This window comes from Micromonospora sp. NPDC048887 (assembly GCF_040649715.1).
Taxonomy (GTDB): domain Bacteria; phylum Actinomycetota; class Actinomycetes; order Mycobacteriales; family Micromonosporaceae; genus Micromonospora.
In genome coordinates this window covers 409637-431415 of sequence record NZ_JBEZGA010000004.1, presented here as the reverse complement: position 1 = coordinate 431415, position 21779 = coordinate 409637, and the positions used below count along the sequence as shown (strand labels likewise).

The window sequence follows — 21779 nt, the reverse complement described above, 5'->3', positions numbered from 1 at the left end:
CGTCCTGAGCCAGGATCAAACTCTCCAACAAAAACTTGTCGAACAGCATCCTGACAACAAAAGTGTTGCCAAAGGAATCCCAACCAGCCAGACAAAAACCTGACCAGTCCGGGGTATAAAACAATTGGCACTGGCTTTACAAGCACCCTGTTGAGTTCTCAAAGAACAACCACACACCAACCACAGGGCCCCATATCAGCGGAACCCCCAGCCGGGGCATCTCGTTCAAACACCCGCCGCTCTCGCGCCGGGCACTTTTACTACGTTACCCGGTGGTTTCTGCCGTGTCAAACCGGTGTCAACCGGTTTGTCGTGCGTCACACCCTTTTACCGGGCACCCCGATTCAACCGGCTTCCGCCGGTCGTTCCGAGGAATTCGGTAGGCCGGCCGCCCGCAGTTTCCCGCTGGCTCGTCCGTTTCCCTACCGGCCGACAACCTTACCCGGTCGGTTCCGCCTCGCCAAATCCGCCTCCCGGCGAATCCGGGGCACCACCCGGTTCTCAGGTCCTGCGCTCCGGCCTATCAGGTCTTTCGCCCTGTTTCGTCCGTTCCGCGCTGGCAGAGAGAAAGTTACGCGCCCAGCGGAGTGATCGTCAAATCCGCTGGGCGCGTCCCGCGTCACACAATGGAGGGGCGACTATTTGCGCAGCTCAACACCCGCGAAGGAGCGCTTGCCCCGGCGCAGCACGAGGTACCGGCCGTGCAGCAGGTCGTCCGCGGAGACGGTGGCGTCCACCTCGGCGATCCGGGTGTTGTTGACGTACGCGCCGCCCTCGGCGATCACCCGCCGTGCCTCCTTCATGCTCGGCACCAGGCCCGACTCCTTGAGCAGGCCGGCCACGTCCGGCAGCTCGTCGAGGTGCACCAGGCCGGCCTCGGTCAGCGCGGCGCGCAGCGTCTCCGGCGCCAGTTCGTCGAGCGAGCCGCGCCCGAACAGCGCCTGGCTCGCGGCCACCGCCTGGGCCATCTCCCGCTCGCCGTGCACGAGCGTGGTCAGTTCCTCGGCGAGCGCCCGCTGGGCCAGGCGCGCCTGCGGCCGTTCCGCAGTGGCCTCCTCCAGCTCCTCCAGCTCCTCGCGGGAGCGGAAGCTGAAGTACCGCAGGTAGCGGCTGACGTCCCGGTCGTCGGCGTTGACCCAGAACTGGTAGAACGCGTACGGGCTGGTCATCTGCGGGTCGAGCCAGACCGTGCCGGTCTCGCTCTTGCCGAACTTGGTGCCGTCGGCCTTCGTCACCAGCGGCGTGGTGAACGCCTCCACCGGACCGGCGCCGCGCCGCCGGACGTAGTCCACCCCGGCGGTGATGTTGCCCCACTGGTCGGAGCCGCCGTACTGCAGCCGGCAGCCGTGCCGGCGGTGCAGCTCGAAGTAGTCGTTGGCCTGCAGGAGCTGGTAGCTGAACTCGGTGTAGCTGATGCCGGTCTCCAGCCGCGCCTTCACCACCTCGCGGGCGAGCATCTTGTTGACCGGGAAGTGCTTGCCGACGTCCCGGAGGAACTCCACCACCGACATCTCGCCGGTCCAGTCCAGGTTGTTCACCAGTTGCGCCGCGTTCTCCCCGGTGTACGTGACGAACGGCGAGAGCTGCTCGCGGATGCGCTCGACCCAGCCGGCGATCACCTCGGGCGGGTTCAGCGTCCGCTCGGCGCTCTCCTTCGGGTCGCCGATCTGCCCGGTGGCGCCACCGACGAGCAGCAGCGGACGGTGCCCGGCCTGCTGGAGCCGGCGGGCCATCACGACCTGCATCAGGTTGCCGATGTGCAGGCTCGGCGCGGTGGGGTCGAAGCCCACGTAGAAGGTGGTGCTCCCGCCGTCGAGCAGCTCGCGCAGTTCGTCGAGGCCGGTCGAGTCCTGGATCAGGCCCCGCCACAGCAGGTCGTCGGTCAGGGAGTCCCGCCCCGGCGGGAGGTTGCTGTCGGTCACGGTCACCGATTCTCCCCCATTACCGGGACCGGCCCGTACCGGGTTTGCCGAGGTGCGGCCGACTAGGCTGGCGGCGCCGTCGAACGCGAGGAGGAACAGCGGTGGACATGCCGAACCTGACCGGTGGCTTCGTGGCCCTGCTGGGCCTGACGTTCGACGAGGTCAGCGGGGACCGGGTGGTGATCCGCTGGAAGGTACGCCCGGAGCTGCACCAGCCGTACGGGATCCAGCACGGCGGCGTCTACTGCTCGGTGGTGGAGACGGCGGCCAGCATCGGCGGCGCGCTCTGGCTGGGCGACAAGGGCAACGTGGTCGGGGTGTCGAACCAGACGGACTTCCTGCGCGCGGTGCGCGACGGCGAACTGACGGCTGTCGGCACGCCCGTGCACCGGGGCCGCAGCCAGCAACTCTGGCTGGTGGAGATCACCGACGCCGACGGCCGGCTGGTGGCGCGCGGCCAGGTACGGCTGCAGAACCTCACCGCCGCCTGACCCGGCTGGCTGTTTCGGCCCAAAAGGCGCAGTAACGCCGATATCGTCGCCTCGGTGAGGACGTCCGCTCCCGGCCCGACGTGAGGAAGCTGTTCGCCGCCACGCTCGGCGTCCTGTCCGCCGTCGGCGGCTTCGTCGACATCGGCGACCTGGTGGCGGCCAGTCAGGCCGGCGCGCTGTTCGGCATGGCCCACACCTGGGTGCTGCTGGCCGGGGTGGTCGGCATCTGCGCGTACGCGGAGATGGCCGGACGCATCGCGGCGGTGAGCGGGCGGGCGGTGTTCGATCTGGTCCGGGAGCGGCTCGGTCCGCGTGTGGCGCTGCTCAACCTGGTCGCGTCGTGGCTGGTCACGGTGGTCACGCTCGCCGCGGAGCTGGGCGGTGTGGCGCTGGCGCTGCAACTGGCGACCCGGCTCAGCCACCTGTTCTGGGTGCCGCTCGCCGCGCTGGCGGTCTGGCTGGTGCTGTGGCGGCTGCGGTTCGAGCTGATGGAACGGATCTTCGGCCTGGCCGGGCTGGCGCTGCTGGTGTTCGCTGTCGCGCTGGTGGCGCTGCCGACCGACTGGCCGGAACTCGGCCGGGGCGCGTGGCAGGTCAGCGCGTCCGGGCACGGCTGGCCGCTCTACTGGTTCGTGGCGGTGGCGCTGTTCGCCTCCACGGTCAGCCCGTACGAGGTGTTCTTCTTCTCCTCCGGCGGCGTCGAGGAGCGGTGGGGCGCGGCGGACCTGGCGCGGGCCCGTTCGAACGTGCTGATCGGCTTCCCGGTGGGCGGGTTCCTGGCGTTGTCGCTGGTCGCCGTGGCGACGGTGGCCTATCACCCGTCCGGGGCGTCGCTGAGCACGCTCGACGAGGTGGCGCGGCCGGTGGCGACGGCGCTCGGTGGGGCCGGCCTGGCCGCCGCGGTGCTGGCGTTCTTCGCGGTGACGTTCGGCGCGGCGCTGGAGACCGGGCTGTCGGCGGCGTACGCGGCGGCGCAGTACTTCGGGTGGCAGTGGGGCAAGCGGGTCCGCCCCCGGGAGGCGGCCCGGTTCCACAGCGTGCTGCTGGTCGGGCTGCTGCTCGGCGTGGTGATGCTGATGACGACGGTGGACCCGGTGCGGCTGACCGAGTACATGCTGGTGCTCAGCGCGGTGGTGCTGCCGCTGACGTACCTGCCGATCCTCGTGGTCGCCAACGACCGCGGGTATCTCGGCGACCGGGTCAACGGGCGGTGGACGAACCTGCTCGGCGCGGTGTTCCTGCTGCTCATCGTCGCGGCCTCGGTGGCCGCGATCCCACTGGCGATCATGACGGGGATGGGGCCATGAGGGTTCAGCTCGCCAAGCGGCTGCTCGACCGGCAGATCGTCGACGTGGACGGGCTGCTGGTCGGACGGGTCGACGACATCGCGTTCGCGATCGACGACGACGGCGTCCCGTACGTGGACTGCCTGCTCACCGGGCAGGGCGCGCTCGGGGAGCGGATCGGCGGCCGGATCGGGCGGCTGCTGGTGGCGGTGGCGGACCGGTTCACCGACGACCCGCCGGTACCGCCGTTGCGCGTACCGCTGTCGCAGGTCGCCCGCGTGGACAGCGCGGTGCGGCTGCGCTGCCCGGCGGCGGACCTGCCGCCGTCGCCGGTGGAGGCGTGGCTGCGCCGGCACCTGATCGAGCGGATCCCGGGGTCCGGCCGTGCGAGCGGGTGAGCTGCTCGGCCGCACCGCGTACGACCTGCACGGGCGGCGGCTGGGCCGGGTGGTGGACGTGGTGGTGCGCGGCGGGTGGCCGCCGGACCGGCTGCGGATCACCGACGTGATAGTCGCCGGGCACTGGTGGACCCGGGTGATCAGCCGGCTGATCGGCCCCGAGCTGCATCCGTCCGGGCCGTGGCTGCTGCGGGTGACGGCCCGGCTGGTCGGGCGGAGCACCCGTCAACTGCCCGCCGACGCGGTGCAGCTGCTGCCGCCGGTGCCCGGTTTCCCGTTCGGCCCGCCGGCCGGAGGCCGCTGAGGCCCCGGGCGGCGGCGCGCCGGGCAGCCCGCGACCGGCGCCGGTCAGCGACGGGCGTCGTCGAGTTCGGGGGCGTCGGCCGCGTCGCCCGTGGTGTCGTCGTCCGCCGAGTCCTCGCCGCGGCTGCGGCGGCGGACGTGCACCTCGGTGATCGCCCGCTGGTCGACGCCGGCCACCGACAACTCCCAGCCGTCCACGGTGACCTGCTCCCCCGCCACCGTCGGGATGTGCCCGAGGCAGATCAGCACCAGCCCGGCGACAGTGGTGTAGTCGCCCGCGGGCCGGTTCGGCAGCTCCACCCCGAGGTCGGTCAGGTCGTGCACCGGGAACGTGCCGGGCAGCACGAGCGTGCCGTCGGCCTCGGTGCGCACGGCGCGCAGGTCCCGGTCGGTCTCGTCGTAGATCTCGCCGACGATCTCCTCCAGGATGTCCTCCAGCGTCACGATCCCGTCGACCGCGCCGCGCTCGTCGACCACCAGCGCGATGTGCTGCCGCTCGGCCTTGAACTGGCGCAGCGCGTCGACCACCGGCAGCGAGTCGGGCAGCAGCATCGGCGGGCGGGCGATCTCGTCGACCGGCCGGTCGTCGGAGACGCCGACCAGGTCCCGCAGGTGGATGACGCCCACCGCCTCGTCCAGGCCGCCGTGGCGGACCACCGGCGCCCGGGAGTGGCCGGTCGCCGCCAGGACGAGCCGGGCGGCCTCCGCGGTGGTGCCGCTGTCGAGCGTGAAGACCTGCAACCGGGGTACGAGCACCGCCCGCAGCTGCCGGTCGGCGATCTCCACCGCACCGGCGATGATCATGCGTTGTTCCTTGGTGAAGCCGTGGTTGCCGGCCACGATGTCGCGCAGCTCGTCCGGGCCGATCTCGTCCGGCTCGGCCTTCGGGTCCAGGCCGAACAGGCGTACCACCAGGTCGGTGGTCGCGCCCAGCAGCCAGACGGCGGGCCGGGTGACGCTGGAGAGCACGTCCAGCGGGCGGGCCACCAGCAGCGCCCACCGCTCGGCCGACTGCATGGCGATCCGCTTCGGGGCCAGCTCGCCGAAGACGAGCGTGACGAACGTGAGCACCAGCGTGACAGCGACGATGGCGACGGTCTCGGCGGCGTTGCCGAAGACGCCCAGCAGCGGGACGAGCGGCCGGGCCAGCGACACCGCGGCGGCGGCGGAGGCCAGGAACCCGGCGAGTGTGATGCCGATCTGGATGGTGGCCAGGAACCGGTTCGGGTCCTTCGCGAGACGGGCGAGGGTCCGTCCGCCGCGGCTGCTGCGCTCCAGCCGCTGCACCTGGCTGTCGCGCAGGGACACCAGCGCCATCTCGCTGCCGGCGAACACCGCGTTGAGGATCACCAGCACACCGACCAGGGCAAGCTGGCTCCAGTAGCTCTGCACGACCGGTTATCTCCCTCGGCCCGATCCGGGTCGGCCGACGGCCGACCCGCCGGCCGGCAGATCCGGTCGGCGTGGCCCTCTGTTGCCCCGCGGGCCCGCGCCTGAATCCTGTGCGATCACTGAGCGCCGGGCGGGAGCGCCGCGATTCACCCCCGCGTGGCGGGGACCGGCAGGTCGAGCACGTACGCGCCGCCCTCCGGGCGGAACCCGAGCCGGTGGTAGTACGGGGCGATCATGCCGGGCGGGCTGACCACCCGGCGGAAGCCCCGGTCGGTGAACAGCCGGCTGCGCCGGTAGACGAACTCCCCCGGGGTGAAGTCGCGGAACGGCGGGGTCACGTAGTCCAGGTCGATCTGGGCCACGCCGCCCGGTTCGGCGTGCGAGAGCATCACGCCGACCACCTCGTCGGCGCGTACGACAAGGAACGCCGAGCGGTCGTCGGCGGCCGGGTCCCAGCGGAAGCCCGGGTTGAACCGGGCGATGTCGGCGGCGTGCACCCGCAGCGTGTGCGCCAGGAACGCGTCAGCGGTGCCCACCTCGACCACCTGGTAGGTCTGCTCGTCGTGCCGGGTGGCCAGCAGCTTGCGCAGGTACCAGACGTTGATCACGGTGAGCACGACGTTCAGCCCCACCATCGGCCAGACCTGCACGGCGGCGTTGTAGCCGATCAGGATGAGGCAGCCGACCAGGTTGAGCGCGCGCAGCCGCAGGATCCGGGTCTGCAGCAGGGACCAGACCAGCAGCGCGGAGCCGGCCCAGCCGACGAGTTCCAGCCAGTTCACCCGGGGAGACTAGCCGCCTGCCTGGTCAGACCCCTCGGCGGGCAGTTCCAGCACGTACTCCTCGACCTCGGCGCCGCGCGCCGGGGCGTACCCCGAGTCCTCGCCGACCACGACGAAGCCGCACTTACGCAGCACCGCGAGCGAGGCGGCGTTGTCCTTCGCGGCGCGGGCGCGCAGCGGCCGGCGCGGCACCTCGCGCAGCAGCGCGCGCAGCGCGGCGGTGGCGTGGCCGCGCCCCCAGTGCGCCGCGTCGATCCAGTAGCTGACCTCGGTCTGCTCGCCGACTGGGAACGCCGCCACCCGCCCGACCAGCTCTCCGTCGACGGTGACGGCCCGGTTCACGATGCGCTCGTCGGCGCGGATGCGCGCCCAGTGCGCCTCGAACGCGGCCCGGTCGGACGGGTCCTGCGGGCCGAACGCGGCCATCCAGTTCGCCTGCGGGTCCTGCTCGTGGGCGAAGAAGGCGGGCAGGTCGTCGTCGCGCACCGGGCGGAGCAGCAGGTGGTCGGTCACGGCCGGAACGATACGTGGACCCACCGACACGGTCGGGACCTCCGGCCCGGTGTGTGTCCCGTCCGGCCCTGACGTCCGGCCGGGCGGCCCGGTTACCAAGGAGGTGTAACGACGCAGTCGAGGAGGCCGGATCATGTCGAAGTACGTCTACGACTTCATCGAAGGTGACCGCAGCCGGGCCGACCTGCTCGGCGGCAAGGGCGCCAACCTCGCCGAGATGACCCGGCTCGGGTTGCCGGTGCCGCCCGGGTTCACCGTCACCACCGACGCCTGCCGGGCGTACCTGGCCACCGGGGCGCCGCCGGCGGGCCTGTACGAGGAGATGAACGCGCATCTGCGGGAGGTGGAGGCGCGGCTGGACCGGTGGCTGGGCGACCCGCGTGACCCGCTGCTGCTGGCGGTGCGCTCCGGCGGCCGGTACTCGATGCCGGGGATGATGGAGACGATCCTCGACATCGGGCTCAACGACACCACAGTCGTCGGGCTGGCCGAGCGCACCGGCGACGAGCGGTTCGCCTGGGACTCGTACCGGCGGCTGATCCAGATGTTCGGCCGCACCGTGCACGGCATCCCGGTCGAGGAGTTCGAGCACGAGCTGGCCGCGCTGCGGGCCACCGCCGGGCCGGACGGGCCGAGCGCGGGGCAGTTGCACGACCTGGTCGAGACGTACAAGAAGATCTTCCTTCGGCACGTCGGGCACGACTTCCCGCAGGCCCCGCACGAGCAGCTGTTCCTGGCCGTGCGCGCGGTGTTCGAGTCCTGGCACTCGGAGCGGGCCCGGATCTACCGGCGGCAGGAGCGCATCCCGGATGACCTGGGCACCGCCGTCAACGTGATGGCGATGGTGTTCGGCAACCTCGGCTCCGACTCCGGCACCGGTGTCGCGTTCACCCGTGACCCGGCCACCGGCGCCCCCGGCGTGTACGGCGACTACCTGACCGACGCGCAGGGCGAGGACGTGGTGGCGGGCATCCGCAACACGGTGCCGCTGACCGAGCTGGAACGGCTGGACCCGGCGAGCTTCCACCGGCTGCGGGAGATCATGACGACTCTGGAGCGGCACTACCGCGACCTGTGCGACGTCGAGTTCACCATCGAGCGCGGCCGGCTGTGGATGCTGCAGACCCGGGTCGGCAAGCGCACCGCGGCGGCCGCGTTCGTGATCGCCGCGCAACTGGCCGAGGAGGGGCTGATCACCGCCGACGAGGCGCTGACCCGGGTCACCGGGGCGCAACTCGCCCAGCTGATGTTCCCGGCCTTCGACACGGCCGGCGCGCCCGAGCCGATCGCGGTCGGCGTCGGCGCCTCGCCCGGCGCGGCCGTCGGGCGGGTGGTGTTCGACTCCGCCGCCGCGGCTGCGGCCGACGGACCGGTGATCCTCGTCCGGCCGGAGACGAACCCGGACGACCTGCCCGGCATGATCGCCGCGACCGGGGTGCTCACCTCGCGCGGCGGCAAGACCTCGCACGCCGCCGTGGTGGCGCGGGGCATGGGCCGCACCTGCGTCTGCGGGGCCGAGGCCCTGGGCATCGACGTCGAGCGCGGCGAGTTCACTGTCGGCGAGCGGGTGGTGCGGGCCGGCGACGTGATCTCGATCGACGGCACCAGCGGGCGGATCTGGCTCGGCGAGGTGCCGGTGCAGCCGTCCCCGGTGGCCCGCTACCTGACCGGTGAGCTGCGGCCGGAGGCCGACCCGCTGGTCGCCGCCGTGCACCGGCTGCTCGGGCACGCCGACGCGGTGCGAACGCTCGGCGTCCGCGCCAACGCGGACACCCCGGACGACGCCCGCCGCGCCCGCGAGCTGGGCGCCGCCGGGATCGGGCTGTGCCGCACCGAGCACATGTTCCTCGGCGAGCGCCGGGAACTGGTCGAGCGGCTCATCCTGGCCGAGGGCCCGGCCGAGGTCGGCGCGGCGCTGGACGAACTGCTGCCGTTGCAGCGCGCCGACTTTCTCGGGCTGCTCACCGCGATGGACGGGCTGCCGGTCACGGTCCGGCTGCTCGACCCGCCGCTGCACGAGTTCCTGCCTCCGTTGGCCGAGCTGACCGCCCGGGTGGCGGGCGCGCAGGCGCGCGGCGAGGAGCCGGGCCACGACGGCGTGCTGCTGGCGGCGGTGCGCCGGATGCACGAGACGAACCCGATGCTGGGGCTGCGCGGCGTGCGGCTCGGACTGGTGGTGCCGGGGCTGTTCGCGATGCAGGTGCGGGCGCTGGCCGAGGCGGCCGCGCAGCGGGTCCGGGCCGGCGGTGACCCGCGCCCGGAGATCATGGTGCCGCTGGTCGGTGACGTGCGGGAGCTCGCCGCGGTGGCGGACGAGGCGCGGCGGGTGCTGGCCGAGGTGCCGGGCGCGCCGGAGATCCCGATCGGCACCATGGTCGAGACGCCCCGGGCGGCGCTGACCGCCGGGGAGATCGCCGCCGAGGCGCACTTCTTCTCCTTCGGCACCAACGACCTGACGCAGATGACCTGGGCGTTCTCCCGGGACGACGTGGAGGGCGCGTTCTTCCCCGCGTACCTGGCCCGGGGGATCTTCCCGGTGTCGCCGTTCGAGAGCATCGACGCCGCCGGGGTCGGCCGGCTGGTCCGCCTCGCCGTCGCCGAGGGGCGGGCGGCCCGGCCGGAGCTGACCGTCGGCGTCTGCGGTGAGCACGGCGGCGACCCGGACTCGATCGGGTTCTTCGCCGAGGCCGGGCTCGACTACGTGTCCTGCTCGCCGTACCGGGTGCCGGTGGCGCGGCTGGCCGCCGGGCGGGCCGCTGTCGCGGCCCGCACCGAGAAGTCCGACTCCCGCTAGGAGGGCAGTGCCATGACCGCCATCTTCAACCCGACCGGCCCGGCTGTGACGCCGGTCCCCCGGCCCGCGCCACCGCCGGCCGCGGCGCCCGCCCCCGCCCCGGCCGGGCCGGTGGGCCCGGTGCTGGAACTGCCCGGCGACGCCGCGCTGGTGCCGGTGAACCACGACGGCCACCCGGTGGGCGTGTTCGTCGCGGCCGGCGGCCGGGTCCGCTACCGGCGCGTGGTCGAACCCGACCGGCTCGTCGCCGCCGCCACCGGCGCGTTCGCGGTGGCCGCGCTCACCGCCGCCGTGGCGCTGTGGTCGCGGCGCCGCCCGCCGTCGGTCGGCACCGTCACCATGGGACCGGGCGGATGGGTCAGCCTGCGCGGCGTGCCGGCGCCGCGGCTGCGCCCGGACCACCGGCCCCGGTGGGCGCGCCTGCTGCGGGCCCGCCGCCTGGTCGTCGACCGCTGAGCACCCCAGGGGTACGGCCGCCGGTACGTCACCGGCGGCCGTACCGCCGTTGCGGCCCCGGAGGGGCCGTTGGTCCCGGGTCTCCGTGGTCCTGCGCCCCTGCCCGTCCGCGCCCGGCCGGACGACGCTTGAGGGGAGAACGAGACAGAGGGAGGCCCCCGATGCGCGCCAGTGTCGTCACCGCGTTCGACCGTCCGATGGAGATCACCGAGCGTCCCGTGCCGGAGGTCGGCCCGGGCGAGATCCTGGTCCGCATCGAAGCCAGCGGACTCTGCCACACCGACATCCACGCCGCCCGCGGCGAGTGGCCGGTGAAGCCCACCCCGCCGTTCGTACCCGGGCACGAGGGCGTCGGCCTGGTCGAGAAGGTCGGCCCCGGCGTCACCGAGCACGCCGTCGGCGACCGGGTCGCGCTGCCCTGGCTCGGCTGGGCCTGCGGGACCTGCGCGTACTGCGTGACCGGCTGGGAGACGCTGTGCGAGTCGCAGCGCAACACCGGTTACAGCATCGACGGCGCGCACGCCGAGTACGCGGTCGCCTCGGCCCGGTACGCGGTGCGCGTGCCCGACGGCGTGGACCCGTTCGAGGCCGCGCCGCTGACCTGCGCGGGCGTCACCACGTACAAGGCCGTCAAGGTCGCCGGGGTACGGCCGGGCGAACGGGTCGCGATCTTCGGCATCGGCGGCCTGGGTCACCTCGCCCAGCAGTACGCGCAGATCTTCGGCGCCGAGACGGTGGCGGTCGACGTGACCGCCGAGAAGCTGGCACTGGCCACCTCGCTCGGCGCGGCCCACACTGTCGACGCCGCCACCACCGACCCGGTCGAGCGGATCACCGCCCTGGGCGGCGTGGACGTGGCGATCGTGCTCGCCGCGAGCCCCCGGGTGATCGAGCAGGCGCACCGCTCGCTGCGTCGCGGCGGCCGGCTGGTGCTGGTGTCGCTGCCCGCCGACAACGCGATCACCCTGCCCGTCTTCGAGACGGTGCTCAAGGGCATCACGGTGCTCGGCTCGATCGTCGGCACCCGCGCCGACCTGGCCGAGGTCTTCGCGCTGCACGCCGCCGGCCGCACCCGGGTCGTCTACGAGATCCGCAAGCTGGACGAGATCAACGACGCGGTGGACGACGTCCTCGCCGGCCGGGTCGCCGCCCGGCTCGTGCTCCAGCCCTGAACCCCGCCCCGGTCCCCGCGCCGGCGGGGACCGGGCCCACAGTCGACGCCCCGGGAAGGACCGACATGACCGCCACCGAACCCCTGGCCCCCTGGCGTGGATTCCACGCCGGAGCGTGGCAGGAGACAGTAGACGTGGCCGACTTCGTCCGCCACAACCACGAGCCGTACACCGGGGACGCGTCGTTCCTGACCGGGCCGACGCCGCGCACCCTCGCGGTGTGGGACCGGCTGAAGGAGATGTTCGGCGAGGAGCGGCGGCGCGGCGTGTACGACGTCGACGCGGCCACCCCGTCGACGATCACCTCGCACGCGCCCGGCTACATCGACCGGGAGCGGGAGCTGATCGTCGGGTTGCAGACCGACGCGCCGCTGCGGCGGGCGATCATGCCGGCCGGCGGGCTGCGAATGGTGGAGACGGCGCTGCGCGCGTACGGGCGCGAACCGGACCCGCGCGTGCACGAGATCTTCACCAGGTACCGCCGCACCCACAACGACGCGGTCTTCGACGCGTACCCGGAGAGCGTGCTCGCGGCCCGGCGCTCGCACGTCATCACCGGCCTGCCCGACGCGTACGGGCGCGGACGGATCATCGGCGACTACCGCCGGGTGGCGCTGTACGGCGTGGACCGGCTGGTCGAGGAGCGCCGCGCGCTCAAGGCGGCGCTGGACGGGCGGCGCAGCACCGACGACGTGATCCGCGACCGGGAGGAACTGGCGGAGCAGATCCGCGCGCTCGGTGAGCTGAAGGAGATGGCCGCCGCGTACGGCTTCGACATCTCCCGCCCGGCCGCCACCGGCGCGCAGGCGATCCAGTGGCTCTACTTCGCCTACCTGGCCGCCACGAAGGAGCAGAACGGCGCCGCGATGTCGCTCGGCCGCACCGCCGGGTTCCTCGACGCGTACCTGCGGCGGGACATCGCCGAGGGGCGGCTGGACGAGAGCGGCGCCCAGGAGCTGATCGACGACTTCGTGATCAAGCTGCGGATCATCCGCTTCCTGCGCACGCCGGAGTACGACCAGCTCTTCTCCGGCGACCCGACCTGGGTCACCGAGTCGCTCGGCGGCATGGGCACGGACGGACGGACGCTGGTCACCCGCACCACGTTCCGCTACCTCCAGACGCTGTACAACCTGGGCCCGGCGCCGGAGCCGAACCTGACGGTGCTCTGGTCGCCGCGCCTGCCGGAGGGGTTCAAGCGGTTCTGCGCCCAGGTGTCGCTGGACACCAGCGCCATCCAGTACGAGAACGACGAGCTGATCCGCCCCGCGTACGACGACGACACCGCGATCGCCTGCTGCGTGTCGGCCATGCGGGTCGGGCGGGACATGCAGTTCTTCGGCGCGCGGGCGAACCTGGCCAAGGCGCTGCTGTACGCGATCAACGGCGGCCGGGACGAGTTGTCCGGCGCGCAGGTCGCCCCACCGGCCGCGCCGGTCGGCGGCGAGACGCTCGACTACGACGAGGTGCTTGCCGCGTACGACCGGACGCTGGACTGGCTGGCCGAGACGTACGTGGACGCGCTGAACGTGATCCACCACCAGCACGACAGGTACGCGTACGAGCGGCTGGAGATGGCGCTGCACGACCACCCGGTGCGCCGGTTCATGGCCACCGGCATCGCAGGGCTGTCGGTCGCGGTGGACAGCCTGTCGGCCATCCGGTACGGCCGGGTCAAGGTGCTGCGCGACGAGTCCGGCGTGGCCGTCGACTTCGCGGTCGAGGGCGAGTTCCCGACGTACGGCAACGACGACGACCGGGCGGACGAGATCGCGGTGTGGCTGGTCGAGACGTTCGCGGAGAAGCTGCGCCGGCAGCGCACGTACCGCGACGCGGAGCTGACCATGTCGGTGCTCACCATCACCTCGAACGTGGTGTACGGCAAGCACACCGGCAACACGCCGGACGGCCGGCGCGCCGGTGAGCCGTTCGCGCCGGGGGCGAACCCGATGAACGGCCGGGACAGCCACGGCCTGGTCGCCGCCGCGCTGTCGGTGGCGAAGCTGCCGTACGACGCCGCCCGCGACGGCATTTCGCTGACCGGCACGGTGACGCCGGACGGGCTGGGCCACACCCGCGACGAGCGGATCGCCAACCTGGCCGGGGTGCTCGACGGTTACACCGACGCCGGCGGGTTCCACCTCAACGTCAACGTGCTGGACCGGGCCACGCTGCTGGACGCGATGGCGCACCCGGAGCGGTACCCGCAGCTCACCGTCCGGGTCTCCGGGTACGCGGTGAACTTCGTCCGGCTCACCCGTGAGCAGCAGCAGGACGTCGTCTCGCGGACCTTCCACGGGTCGCTGTGAACACGCTGTCGACGCCGCAGCCCGGGCCGGTCCGGCCCGGGCCCGGCGGGGCGCTCACCGGCAGCGTGCACTCGTGGGACCTGTCGATCGGGGTGGACGGGCCCGGCACCCGGTTCGTGGCGTTCCTCGCCGGCTGCCCGCTGCGCTGCCGGTACTGCCACAGCCCGGACACCTGGTACCGGCGCAGCGGCCGCAGCCGTACCGTCGACGAGCTGATGGCCGAGGTGGGGCGCTACCGCCGCTTCGTCACGGTGGCCGGCGGCGGGGTCACCATCAGCGGCGGGGAGCCGCTGCTACAGCCCCGGTTCACCGGCGAGGTGCTGCGCCGCTGCAAGGAGCTCGGGCTGCACACCGCGCTGGACACCTCGGGTTTCCTCGGCGCCCGCGCCGATGACGCCCTGCTCGACGCCACCGACCTGGTGCTGCTGGACGTGAAGTCCCGCGACCCGGCCACCTACCGGGAGGTGACCCGCACCGGGCGGATCGGGCCGACGTTGCGCTTCGGTCGCCGGCTGGCAGAGCGGGGCGTACCGGTCTGGATCCGGTTCGTGCTGGTGCCCGGCCTCACCGACGGCGAGGCCAACGTGGCCGGGGTGGCGGACTTCGCCGCCGAGCTGGCCACCGTCGAGCGGGTCGAGGTGCTGCCGTTCCACCGCCTCGGCGCGCACAAGTACGCCGAGCTCGGCCTCACCTTCCCGCTGGCGGACACCGCGCCGCCCACCCCGGAGCTGCTGGAGCGGGTACGCGGGCAGTTCGCCGAGCGTGGCCTGACTGTCACCTGACCGGCCCGCACGGGCCGCACGGCCGACCGGGGAGCCCGGTCGGCCGTGCGGTGAATTGCCGGCACCGCGCTCCCGGCAATTCACCGTGTCCAATGTCAGTAGGCGATGAGGTTGCCGTAGTGCGAGCCCCACGTGTTCGACGCGAAAGTGAATTCGAGCCGGAATCGGGTGCCGTCGGCGACATTGGAGGCGATGACCATCCAGGCGCCGGTGGTCGACGTGTAGTGCTTCCACGTGCTCTGGCAGTATCCGGCGCTGACGAAGCAGACGCGGATCTGCGCGTTGATGTTCTGGTTGTCGTACGACCGGTTGCTGAAGTTGATGTCGCCACAGCGACTCGAAGTCGTGTAGTAGCCCGTGGAGGACGGCAGGTAGGCCTTGCCCGAACCGGCCGTCACGTAGCCGGTCACCGCACCGTCGTAACAGGCGGAGAGGAGTTGCGCCGAGGTGCCGGCCGGCTCGGCGGCGGCCGGTGAGGCGAGGTGCGGCAGCGCGAACAGCAACGCCGACATGACAGCGACCCGGATGACTCGTCTGATCAAGGTGCTTCCTTTCGTCTTCGAGCGCGACTTGCGCGCACCGGAGCACGAAGAAGCGTGCCGACAGAGGGACAGCTCACCACGATTCGTCGGCCATTCGCCGGACGCGTATGTGCGCGCCGCGGCGGACAGCGACATCGAATGAACACCCTCGCGGCCGTGGTTCCCCCGTGACCCCAAGATGTGGAGCATTGACGGACAGCATTCCGGGAATTGAGTGAACCGTCAAGGCCACACCCGCGCGGGCGAGGTCTCAGCCCGCCATGGACGTCGGATAGCCGTACAGGTCGAGCAGCCGGACCCGGGACGCCTGGAGGCGGTCCACCACCACGCTCATGAACCGGCTGGTGAGCTGACGGCCGAGCGTGTCGTCGGACTCCATCAGCCGGCGCACCCCGTCGGCGTCGAGCTCGACGGCGTTGCTGCGCTGGGTGGCGACCGCGCCGAACTGCCAGCGGTACGGCGGGAACAGCCACGACCAGCCGAGCACCCCGCCCGGCCCGATCGTCTCGATGCCCACGTCACCGCGACCCGGCACCGGGAAGTCGAGCGCCACCTGACCGCCGCGGACCAGCCAGAACCGGTCGGCCGGCTGGCCGGCGCGGAACAGCCGGTGCCCGGGGTGCCAGACCACCGGGCGGGCGTAGCCGGTGAGCCGGGGCAGCCACTCGTCGGGCAGCCCGGCCAGGAACGGATGGACGCGGAGCATCTCCAGCGGGGTCATCGCGCCTCCAGGATCGACAGGAGGGGAGCAGTGGTTCCATTTCACCCCGCCACCGCCCCGGGCGGTAGGGGCCGATGGTCCCGGCCGGGTCGGGCGGATCGACTCTGCCCAGGTGGGAGCCGTCGGCGCAGGCTGAGGGTGAACCGAAGGAGGACGTGATGACCGACAGGACCGGTGCCCCCGTCGTGGTGGGCGTGGACGGCTCCCCGTCCGCGCTGGACGCGGTACGGCTGGCCGCACGCGAGGCGGTGCTGCGGCACCGGCCGCTGCGGGTGGTGAACGCCTTCCTCTGGCCGCTCGTCGGCACGCCGCTGGGCATGGTCGCCCCGGTGCTGCCCGACATCGAGCTGCGTCAGGAGGCCGAGAAGCTGGTCGAGGAGGCGGTGGACGAGGCCCGCAAGGTCGACGCCGAGCTGGCTGTGACCGGCGCGGTGGTCGACGGCGGACCGGTCGCGGTGCTGCTGCGGGAGAGCCGCGACGCCGCGCTGCTCGTGCTCGGTCACCGGGGACTCGGCGGCTTCGCGGAACTGCTGGTCGGCTCCGCCGCGGTGCAGCTCTCCGCCCGCGCGGACTGCCCGGTGCTCGTGGCCCGGGGCGAGGCCCGCGCCGACGGCCCGGTGGTGGTCGGCGTGGACGGCTCGGCGCTCTCCGACGAGGCGGTCGGCTTCGCGTTCGCCGAGGCCGCGGCGCGCGGCGTCGAACTGGTGGTGGTGCACACCTGGCTGTACCCGCAGCCGGTCACCTACCGGGAGGCGTTCGGCGACGTCGTGCCGCTGGCGTACGACCCGCAGGAGCTGCGCGCCGACGAGCAGCGGGTGCTGGCCGAGGCGGTCGCCGGCTGGGCCGAGCGCTACCCGGAGGTGACGGTACGGCCGAAGCTGGTCGCCGCCGCCACCCCGTCCCGGGTGCTGGTCGAGGAGTCCGTCGGCGCCCAGCTGACGGTGGTCGGCGCACACGGGCGCGGTAGCCTCGGTGCGCTGCTGCTCGGCTCGGTCAGCCACGCCGTGCTGCACCACTGCCACAGCCCGCTCGCCGTCGTCCGGCACCGGGGGAACCGGGCCCACTGAGCCGGTTCCCCGGCCCGGGCCGGGCCGGCACCGCCACAATGGCCTGAGCCGACCGGAGGGAAAGCACCAGATGAACCGACCTGTCGTGGTGGGAGTGGACGGATCGCCGTCCAGCCTTGCCGCCGCCGACCTGGCCGCCGCGACCGCCGTCGCCCGTTCCCGGCCGTTGCTGCTGGTGCACGGCTACCTGCACCCGCTCGGCTACGGGGTGCCGCTCAACCCGTACGACCTGGGGGTGCCGGCGCCCACCGCGGAGTCGGAGAAGATGCTGGAGTCGGTCGCCGCCGACCTGGCCGAGCGGCACCCGGGCCTGCGGGTGCAGGTACGCCAGGTGGCGGGCGGTCCGGGCGCGACGATGGTCGAGGAGTCCCGCCGCGCCGAGCTGGTGGTGGTGGGCAGCCGGGGCGTCGGCGGCTTCGCCGGCCTGCTGCTCGGCTCGGTCAGCGGTCAGCTCGCGCAGCACGGGCACTGCCCGGTGCTGATCGTCCGTCCCGAGGAGCAGCCGATCCCGGTGGACGGCCCGGTGCTGGTCGGCGTGGACGGCTCCGACCCGTCCGCGTACGCGATCGAGCTGGCCGCCGACGAGGCCGAGCGACGCGACGCGGAGCTGGTCCTGATGCACGTCCGGTCGCCGGAACGCGGCGCGGTCACGCCGGAGGTGGCGGCGGAGGCGTCCACCGCCGAGCGGGCCGAGGCGGAGGGGCTGCTCGCCGACGCGGCGGCGCGGGTCCGGGCGGCGCACCCGGGCCTGCGGGTGACCGAGCGCTCCGTGACCGCGGCCTCGCCGGAGACCGCCCTGCGGGAGGCGAGCGGCGAGGCGGCGCTCCTGGTGGTCGGCTCCCGGGGCCGGGGCGGCTTCGTCGGGCTGCTGCTCGGCTCGGTCAGCCAGGCCCTGGTGCAGCACTCCCACTGCCCGGTGCTGGTCGCCCACCGGCCCGAGCCGGCCGACGACTGACCCGCTCGGCCTCGCGCGCGCTGCGTGCGGCCTGCCCGGGGCGGCCCGGGTTGCGCCCGCCTCCCCCCGGTGTCAGGCCGGGTCGCGGCCGGCGAGCAGGTCGGCGAAGTCGGTGGTGAGCGCGAACGGGTCGGCCGGGCCGGTCGCGGGCGGACGGCGGTCCACCTGCTCGGCCAGCTCGGCGGCGGCCCGGCGGATCCGGGACCGCAGCGCGCTGTCGCCGTCGTCGCCGGCCCAGTCCTCGGGCGCGGCGAACACCGCGGTGGGCAGCGTCGCCGCTCGCAGGTACGCGAACATCGGCCGGACCGCGTGCTCCAGCGCCAGCGAGTGCCGGGCGGTGCCGCCGGTCGCCCCGATCAGCACCGGCTTGCCGGCGAGCGCCTCCCGGTCGACCACGTCGAAGAACGACTTGAACAGCCCGTTGTAGGAGGCGTTGAAGATCGGCGTCACCGCGATCAGCCCGTCGGCGGCGGCCACGTCGTCGAGCGTCTGCCGCAGCGCGGCCGGCGGGAAGCCGGTGAGCAGGTGGTTCACCACGTCGTGGGCGTGCTCGCGCAGCTCCACCGTCCGCAGCTCCACGGTGGTGGCGCCGCGGGCGGCCAGCTCGTCGCGGGCGGCCGCGGCGAGCTGGTCGGCGAGCAGGCGGGTCGACGACGGCCGGCCGAGCCCGGCCGAGACGACCGCGAGGGTACGGCTGGTCATCGCTGCTCCCCGCCCACCGGCGCGGCGGCGAGCAGGCTCGCGTGGGTGGGCGCCTCGGGCACGTGCGCGGGACGCAGCGAGTCGAACTCCTTGCGCAGCACCGGCACCACCTCCTCGCCCAGCAGGTCGAGCTGCTCCAGCACCGTCTTCAGCGGCAGCCCGGCGTGATCCATCAGGAACAGCTGCCGCTGGTAGTCGCCGACGTACTCGCGGAAACCCAGCGTGCGGTCGATGACCTGCTGCGGGCTGCCCACTGTCAGCGGCGTCTCCCTGGTGAACTCCTCCAGCGACGGGCCGTGGCCGTAGACCGGGGCGTTGTCGAAGTAGGGGCGGAACTCGCGTACCGCGTCCTGGGAGTTGCGGCGCATGAAGACCTGCCCGCCGAGGCCGACGATGGCCTGGTCCGGCGAGCCGTGGCCGTAGTGCGCGTACCGCTCCCGGTAGAGGCCGACCATCCGCTGGGTGTGCTCCTTGGGCCAGAAGATGTGGTTGGCGAAGAAGCCGTCACCGTAGTAGGCGGCCTGCTCGGCGATCTCCGGGCTGCGGATCGAGCCGTGCCAGACGAACGGCGGCACGCCGTCGAGCGGGCGCGGCGTCGAGGTGAACGACTGCAGCGGCGTACGGAACCGGCCCTTCCAGTCGACCACGTCCTCGCGCCACAGCCGGTGCAGCAGGTCGTAGTTCTCGATGGCCAGCGGGATGCCGTTGCGGATGTCCTGCCCGAACCACGGGTAGACCGGGCCGGTGTTGCCGCGGCCCAGCATCAGGTCCACCCGGCCGTCGGCCAGGTGCTGGAGCATCGCGTAGTCCTCGGCGATCTTCACCGGGTCGTTCGTGGTGATGAGCGTGGTCGCGGTGGACAGCACCAGCCGCTCGGTGCGCGCGGCGATCCAGCCGAGCATGGTGGTCGGCGACGACGGCACGAACGGCGGGTTGTGGTGCTCGCCGGTGGCGAACACGTCCAGGCCGACCTCCTCGGCCTTGAGCGCGATGGCGGTCATGGCCTTGATCCGCTCACGCTCGGACGGCAGCCGCCCGTTCGTCGGGTCGACTGTGACGTCACCGACGGTGAAGACTCCGAACTGCATGACCAGCTCCTCGCGTGGGGTCCGGACCGGTCGGCCCGGGATCGCTCCTCACAACATATTTGACGAGTCAACTATTCCGCCTGCTGCGGGCGCCGGCGTGGCCCGGATCACGCGCCACCCACCGACTACCCTTGCCGCGATGACGTACCCCTGGCTCGACGCGCCCGCCGCGCAGGTCGCCGGCACCGCGCGGACGCTGCTCGGCTGGACCGTGTCGGCCGGGGGCGTCGCCGTCCGGCTCACCGAGGTCGAGGCGTACGCGGGCACCGGCGAGGATCCGGCGTCGCACGCCCACCGCGGGCCGACGCCGCGCAACAAGGTCATGTTCGGGCCCGCCGGGCACGTCTACGTGTACTTCGTGTTCGGCATGCACTGGTGCGCGAACATCGTCTGCGGCCGGGACGGCGAGGCGGCGGCGGTGCTGCTGCGCGCGGGCGAGGTGGTCGACGGCGTCGAGATCGCCCGCGAGCGCCGGCCGCGCGCCGCCGACCGGGATCTGGCCCGGGGCCCGGCCCGGCTGGTCACCGCGCTCGGGATCGGGCGGGACGCCAACGGCACCTCGGCTGTCGCCGGCAGCGGACCGCTGCTCCTGACACCGCCGGCCGAGCCGGTCGAACCGGCGCGGATCGTGGCCGGGCCGCGCGTCGGGGTCGCCGCCGCGCACGACCTGCCATGGCGGTTCTGGCTGGCGGACGAGCCGAGCGTGAGCGTCTACCGGCGGCACACCCCGCGCCGCCGCCCCGCGCCAGCCGCCCCGGTGCGGAACTCACCGGCCTGAATCGGCCGTTCCGCGCAACCCGGAACACCCGTCGGCGCGTCTGGTGGACATGACGCGCCGACTTCTCACCCACATCCCGAGGGCACGGCGTCTTACACGAAGGGCTTTCAACGGGGTGTTGACAACGGGCCATTCTTAGGTGTGGGATGGACGGCATGGTCACCGTGGACAACGACCCGTTCACCGCTCCGGATGCTGCTCAGGCCCGCGCGCACCGCAACTACGCGGCGCTGCTGCGGATCGCCGAGCGGCACGCGGGTTCGAACTCTCGTCGTCGCCGCTACGCGCATCCCGACGTGCCCGACGCGTACGAGGCGGCCACGCTGGTGATGGCGCTGGCCGGCGGCGCCGAGCTGGACGAGGGTGAGGAGCCCGTCGACCAGGCCGACCTGATGGCCGCGCTGACGCTGATCCCGCACGTGCGGGCCGAGGTGGACGCGCTGGAGGCCGGCCTGTTGCAGGTGGCCCGTGGGCGGGGCATGACCTGGCAGGCGATCGCCTTCGGGCTGGGGCTGGGCAGCGCCCAGGCGGCCCGGCAGCGCTACGAGCGGCTCACCGTCCGCACCGGCACCGGCGACTGACCGGCACGCCGCCGGCGCCGGGCCCGCGGATTGTCACAGCGGCGGGCGAGACTGTGCCGGACGACGGCACGGGAGGACGCGATGACGCGCGAGGAGATGCTGGCCTACTGCCTGGCCAAGCCGGGAGCCTGGCTCGATCGGCCGTGGGAGGGCGACGAGGTGGTGAAGGTGGGCAGCCGCATCTTCGCGTTCCTCGGCTCCCCCGACGGCGAGGGCCGGGTCGGGGTGAAGTGCGGGGCGTCCCGGGAGGTGGCCGACGAGTGGCTGCACCGGTTCCCGGCCGACGCGCGCCCCTCCCCCTACATCGGCCGCTCCGGCTGGAACACGCTGCGGCTGGCCGGTGACATCCCGGACGACGAGCTGACCGAGGCCGTCGACGGCTCGTACGACGCGGTGGTGGCGAAGCTACCCAAACGCGAGCGCCCCACAGGCTGACCGGAGAACGCGGACGGAGCACCGACCGCCCGGGCCGGCCGAACTCGCGCAGACCGACTGGCGCCGCTGATGGTGCGGCAGATCCGGGCACCAGCGGAAACCGCCCCGTGCGGCAAAGTCCGAGGTCCGGGCCCTGCAGACAGTCCAGCAAGCGGGATCCGCGTTCCATAAAGCGGGACTTCTGTAGATCTTGGAAGCTTACGGCCCCTATGGGGGCCATTTCCTTCCAAGATCTCGGCGCGCGGCGCGCGGCGCGGGAGGGCAGCGGATGGGTGCCGGGCTGGTCCGGGGCAGGCGGGTGCCTGCCCCG

The 21779-nt window shown here is 73.1% G+C and carries 22 protein-coding genes; 14 read left to right on the top strand and 8 right to left on the bottom strand.

The genetic code is table 11. From position 1 onward, the window contains the following. Positions 1-638: 638 nt before the first annotated feature. Positions 639-1922, bottom strand: a complete 1284-nt coding sequence (tyrS, locus tag AB0C17_RS09735; RefSeq protein ID WP_357477868.1) for a tyrosine--tRNA ligase — start codon at positions 1920-1922, stop codon at positions 639-641. 107 nt (positions 1923-2029) lie between these two features. On the opposite strand from tyrS, the gene AB0C17_RS09730 reads away from it, so the two are divergent. From AB0C17_RS09730 to AB0C17_RS09715, 4 genes are all read left to right on the top strand, one after another. Next, positions 2030-2413 carry a PaaI family thioesterase gene (locus AB0C17_RS09730; protein ID WP_175438812.1) on the top strand — a complete coding sequence of 128 codons (384 nt, stop codon included), beginning with the start codon at positions 2030-2032 and terminating at the stop codon, positions 2411-2413. An 80-nt stretch (positions 2414-2493) separates the two neighbouring features. Continuing rightward, positions 2494-3720, top strand: a complete 1227-nt coding sequence (locus AB0C17_RS09725) for a divalent metal cation transporter (protein WP_357469093.1) — start codon at positions 2494-2496, stop codon at positions 3718-3720. After that, on the top strand, positions 3717-4097 hold the full coding sequence (locus tag AB0C17_RS09720) for a hypothetical protein (RefSeq protein ID WP_357386392.1): 381 nt from the start codon (positions 3717-3719) through the stop codon (positions 4095-4097). Before AB0C17_RS09725 ends, AB0C17_RS09720 begins: the two co-directional genes overlap by 4 nt. Next, the gene (locus tag AB0C17_RS09715) at positions 4084-4401 is read left to right on the top strand and encodes a PRC-barrel domain containing protein (RefSeq protein WP_357386394.1); all 318 of its coding nucleotides are present in this window, start codon (positions 4084-4086) and stop codon (positions 4399-4401) included. Before AB0C17_RS09720 ends, AB0C17_RS09715 begins: the two co-directional genes overlap by 14 nt. Before the next feature lie 44 nt (positions 4402-4445). Here AB0C17_RS09715 and AB0C17_RS09710 read toward each other — a convergent pair whose 3' ends face one another. From AB0C17_RS09710 to AB0C17_RS09700, 3 genes are all read right to left on the bottom strand, one after another. Then, entirely contained in the window at positions 4446-5792 is a 1347-nt protein-coding gene (locus AB0C17_RS09710) for a hemolysin family protein (RefSeq protein ID WP_357477835.1), read from the bottom strand. A 146-nt stretch (positions 5793-5938) separates the two neighbouring features. After that, the gene (locus AB0C17_RS09705; RefSeq protein ID WP_357386397.1) at positions 5939-6574 is read right to left on the bottom strand and encodes a hypothetical protein; all 636 of its coding nucleotides are present in this window, start codon (positions 6572-6574) and stop codon (positions 5939-5941) included. A 9-nt stretch (positions 6575-6583) separates the two neighbouring features. Continuing rightward, on the bottom strand, positions 6584-7087 hold the full coding sequence (locus tag AB0C17_RS09700) for a GNAT family N-acetyltransferase (protein ID WP_357386399.1): 504 nt from the start codon (positions 7085-7087) through the stop codon (positions 6584-6586). 133 nt (positions 7088-7220) lie between these two features. Here AB0C17_RS09700 and ppdK point away from each other — a divergent pair, with 133 nt between their 5' ends. The 5 genes from ppdK (at position 7221) to pflA (ending at position 14600) form a co-directional block, all read left to right on the top strand. Continuing rightward, entirely contained in the window at positions 7221-9881 is a 2661-nt protein-coding gene (ppdK, locus tag AB0C17_RS09695) for a pyruvate, phosphate dikinase (protein WP_357477832.1), read from the top strand. 12 nt (positions 9882-9893) lie between these two features. After that, entirely contained in the window at positions 9894-10337 is a 444-nt protein-coding gene (locus tag AB0C17_RS09690; RefSeq protein ID WP_357477829.1) for a hypothetical protein, read from the top strand. A gap of 161 nt (positions 10338-10498) precedes the next feature. Continuing rightward, the gene (gene adhP / locus AB0C17_RS09685; protein ID WP_357469105.1) at positions 10499-11509 is read left to right on the top strand and encodes an alcohol dehydrogenase AdhP; all 1011 of its coding nucleotides are present in this window, start codon (positions 10499-10501) and stop codon (positions 11507-11509) included. Between the two features lie 65 nt (positions 11510-11574). Then, the gene (gene pflB / locus AB0C17_RS09680; RefSeq protein WP_357477826.1) at positions 11575-13818 is read left to right on the top strand and encodes a formate C-acetyltransferase; all 2244 of its coding nucleotides are present in this window, start codon (positions 11575-11577) and stop codon (positions 13816-13818) included. A gap of 5 nt (positions 13819-13823) precedes the next feature. Beyond that, positions 13824-14600, top strand: a complete 777-nt coding sequence (gene pflA / locus AB0C17_RS09675) for a pyruvate formate-lyase-activating protein (protein ID WP_357386582.1) — start codon at positions 13824-13826, stop codon at positions 14598-14600. Between the two features lie 95 nt (positions 14601-14695). Here pflA and AB0C17_RS09670 read toward each other — a convergent pair whose 3' ends face one another. Next, positions 14696-15277: a hypothetical protein gene (locus AB0C17_RS09670; protein ID WP_357386409.1), complete on the bottom strand. Its 582-nt coding sequence runs from the start codon at positions 15275-15277 to the stop codon at positions 14696-14698. 115 nt (positions 15278-15392) lie between these two features. Then, positions 15393-15863, bottom strand: a complete 471-nt coding sequence (locus tag AB0C17_RS09665) for a cyclic nucleotide-binding domain-containing protein (RefSeq protein WP_357386410.1) — start codon at positions 15861-15863, stop codon at positions 15393-15395. Positions 15864-16021: 158 nt separating this feature from the next. Here AB0C17_RS09665 and AB0C17_RS09660 point away from each other — a divergent pair, with 158 nt between their 5' ends. Beyond that, a complete protein-coding gene (locus AB0C17_RS09660) occupies positions 16022-16930 on the top strand; it encodes a universal stress protein (protein ID WP_357477823.1) in 909 nt (302 codons plus the stop codon). 70 nt (positions 16931-17000) lie between these two features. Further along, positions 17001-17885: a universal stress protein gene (locus AB0C17_RS09655; RefSeq protein ID WP_357477820.1), complete on the top strand. Its 885-nt coding sequence runs from the start codon at positions 17001-17003 to the stop codon at positions 17883-17885. 72 nt (positions 17886-17957) lie between these two features. Here the strand turns inward: AB0C17_RS09655 and AB0C17_RS09650 are convergent, their stop codons facing one another. Continuing rightward, complete coding sequence (locus AB0C17_RS09650) at positions 17958-18587, bottom strand: CE1759 family FMN reductase (RefSeq protein WP_357477817.1); 630 nt, start codon at positions 18585-18587, stop codon at positions 17958-17960. Beyond that, positions 18584-19675: an LLM class flavin-dependent oxidoreductase gene (locus AB0C17_RS09645; RefSeq protein WP_357477814.1), complete on the bottom strand. Its 1092-nt coding sequence runs from the start codon at positions 19673-19675 to the stop codon at positions 18584-18586. The genes AB0C17_RS09650 and AB0C17_RS09645 overlap by 4 nt, the downstream gene beginning before the upstream one ends. Before the next feature lie 139 nt (positions 19676-19814). On the opposite strand from AB0C17_RS09645, the gene AB0C17_RS09640 reads away from it, so the two are divergent. From AB0C17_RS09640 to AB0C17_RS09630, 3 genes are all read left to right on the top strand, one after another. Next, positions 19815-20453: a DNA-3-methyladenine glycosylase gene (locus AB0C17_RS09640; protein WP_357477811.1), complete on the top strand. Its 639-nt coding sequence runs from the start codon at positions 19815-19817 to the stop codon at positions 20451-20453. Between the two features lie 146 nt (positions 20454-20599). Next, complete coding sequence (locus tag AB0C17_RS09635; RefSeq protein ID WP_357477808.1) at positions 20600-21034, top strand: DNA-binding protein; 435 nt, start codon at positions 20600-20602, stop codon at positions 21032-21034. 81 nt (positions 21035-21115) lie between these two features. Next, entirely contained in the window at positions 21116-21469 is a 354-nt protein-coding gene (locus AB0C17_RS09630) for an MmcQ/YjbR family DNA-binding protein (protein ID WP_357386424.1), read from the top strand. Positions 21470-21779: the final 310 nt, after the last annotated feature.

What these genes read in the sequence shown, in the direction of transcription:
- AB0C17_RS09630 (WP_357386424.1), top strand. Translation starts at nt 21,116, where the DNA reads ATGACGCGCGAGGAGATGCTGGCCTACTGCCTGGCCAAGCCGGGAGCC.
- AB0C17_RS09660 (WP_357477823.1), top strand. Translation starts at nt 16,022, where the DNA reads ATGACCGACAGGACCGGTGCCCCCGTCGTGGTGGGCGTGGACGGCTCC.
- pflB (WP_357477826.1), top strand. Translation starts at nt 11,575, where the DNA reads ATGACCGCCACCGAACCCCTGGCCCCCTGGCGTGGATTCCACGCCGGA.
- AB0C17_RS09665 (WP_357386410.1), bottom strand. Translation starts at nt 15,863, where the DNA reads ATGACCCCGCTGGAGATGCTCCGCGTCCATCCGTTCCTGGCCGGGCTG.
- AB0C17_RS09645 (WP_357477814.1), bottom strand. Translation starts at nt 19,675, where the DNA reads ATGCAGTTCGGAGTCTTCACCGTCGGTGACGTCACAGTCGACCCGACG.
- ppdK (WP_357477832.1), top strand. Translation starts at nt 7,221, where the DNA reads ATGTCGAAGTACGTCTACGACTTCATCGAAGGTGACCGCAGCCGGGCC.
- AB0C17_RS09720 (WP_357386392.1), top strand. Translation starts at nt 3,717, where the DNA reads ATGAGGGTTCAGCTCGCCAAGCGGCTGCTCGACCGGCAGATCGTCGAC.
- AB0C17_RS09670 (WP_357386409.1), bottom strand. Translation starts at nt 15,277, where the DNA reads ATGTCGCTGTCCGCCGCGGCGCGCACATACGCGTCCGGCGAATGGCCG.
- AB0C17_RS09640 (WP_357477811.1), top strand. Translation starts at nt 19,815, where the DNA reads ATGACGTACCCCTGGCTCGACGCGCCCGCCGCGCAGGTCGCCGGCACC.
- AB0C17_RS09690 (WP_357477829.1), top strand. Translation starts at nt 9,894, where the DNA reads ATGACCGCCATCTTCAACCCGACCGGCCCGGCTGTGACGCCGGTCCCC.
- AB0C17_RS09655 (WP_357477820.1), top strand. Translation starts at nt 17,001, where the DNA reads ATGAACCGACCTGTCGTGGTGGGAGTGGACGGATCGCCGTCCAGCCTT.
- adhP (WP_357469105.1), top strand. Translation starts at nt 10,499, where the DNA reads ATGCGCGCCAGTGTCGTCACCGCGTTCGACCGTCCGATGGAGATCACC.
- AB0C17_RS09650 (WP_357477817.1), bottom strand. Translation starts at nt 18,587, where the DNA reads ATGACCAGCCGTACCCTCGCGGTCGTCTCGGCCGGGCTCGGCCGGCCG.
- AB0C17_RS09635 (WP_357477808.1), top strand. Translation starts at nt 20,600, where the DNA reads ATGGACGGCATGGTCACCGTGGACAACGACCCGTTCACCGCTCCGGAT.
- AB0C17_RS09730 (WP_175438812.1), top strand. Translation starts at nt 2,030, where the DNA reads ATGCCGAACCTGACCGGTGGCTTCGTGGCCCTGCTGGGCCTGACGTTC.